The organism is Rothia sp. (in: high G+C Gram-positive bacteria), assembly GCF_030540545.1.
Lineage (GTDB): Bacteria > Actinomycetota > Actinomycetes > Actinomycetales > Micrococcaceae > Rothia.
The window spans coordinates 1-1,132 of the sequence record NZ_JAUNVZ010000094.1 but is presented as its reverse complement, the minus strand read 5'-3'; the positions used below and the strand labels follow the sequence as shown (position 1 = coordinate 1,132).

At 53.2% G+C, this 1,132-nt stretch carries 2 protein-coding genes; both read right to left on the bottom strand.

Translation table 11 applies throughout. The annotated features are described in order from the left end of the window. Nucleotides 1-82: 82 nt before the first annotated feature. Nucleotides 83-340 carry an exodeoxyribonuclease VII small subunit gene (locus tag Q4P78_RS09175; protein WP_303340064.1) on the bottom strand — a complete coding sequence of 86 codons (258 nt, stop codon included), beginning with the start codon at nt 338-340 and terminating at the stop codon, nt 83-85. Nucleotides 341-396: 56 nt separating this feature from the next. After that, on the bottom strand, nt 397-1,132 hold a 736-nt coding region (gene xseA, locus Q4P78_RS09170; RefSeq protein WP_303340062.1), incomplete at its 5' end, for an exodeoxyribonuclease VII large subunit.

Below are 1,132 nucleotides of genomic sequence, written 5' to 3'. Positions count from 1 at the left end.
ATCCCCGTGGAGCGTTAGCCTTTCTTGTCTTTACAAGCTTTTGCCGTTCAGGCTTTTTGGCGCAGCCACCACCTTCACCGCGTTATTCAGTGGAGTCAGTGTCTGTTGGTTGCAGCGCAGCCTCCACCCGGTTTGCCGCACCCGCAAGATACTCCTCACATCGTTTTGCTAGTGCTTCACCACGTTCCCAATACTTCAAGGATTCATCTAAGCCCATTTGGCCTAATTCCAGGATGCGTACAATTTCTACAAGTTCATCCCGGGCTTGTTCATAACTTAAATCCGCCACTGGTTCGAACGCATTTTCGCCTGTACCTTGGCCGAAGGTTGTAGTGCTCATAACAAATTCTCCTTAGATATGTATATATAGCAGCTTGTGACTAGTTTTAGGTTTACCTAATTAGCAGGCTTGGTTTGAATACTTGCCGCGGTAACCGAACCATCACCCACCCGGATTCGCAACTGACTACCCGGTGGAGCCTGGTCAATACTCATAACTACTTCCGCCGGGCTACCATCACGGGGCAAAACTTGGACCACCGCATAACCACGTGCCAATGTTGCAGCCGGCCCTAGCGCCGCTACCTGTGACCGCAATGCCGCCACCTGATTAGTTTCCCCAACAAGCCGGTGCCGAATCTCCCGCCGCGCACTTGTGATCGCCTGGTGAATATCGTCCCAATGCTGCCGTAATGCAGTAAGCGGATCGTTAAGCACCGGGCGGGAACGAATGGCAGCCAACTGCTGCTGCTCGCGTGCCACCCAGCCCCGTACCGCAGCAGCAGCCCGCCCCCGAAGTTCCCGAACAAGCTGAAGTTCTGCCACCATATCAGGGACCACACGTTTTGCCGCATCGGTGGGGGTAGCAGCCCGTAAATCAGCAACATTATCAAGCACCGGGTTGTCAGGTTCATGACCAATAGCAGATACCACCGGTGTGTGGCACTGGGAAACAGCACGTTGTAATGCTTCTTCCGAAAACGGCAGGAGATCTTCTACTGAGCCACCACCACGAGCAATGATAATCACATCCACCTCAGGATTAGCATCAAGCTCTGCCAAAGCCGCAATGATTTCCGGCACCGCCCTAGCACCTTGCACAGCGGTATTAATAACGGTGAACTGTACTTCC

Excerpts from the sequence above, each read along its gene's own strand:
- Q4P78_RS09175 (WP_303340064.1), bottom strand. The coding sequence starts at position 340 with ATGAGCACTACAACCTTCGGCCAAGGTACAGGCGAAAATGCGTTCGAA.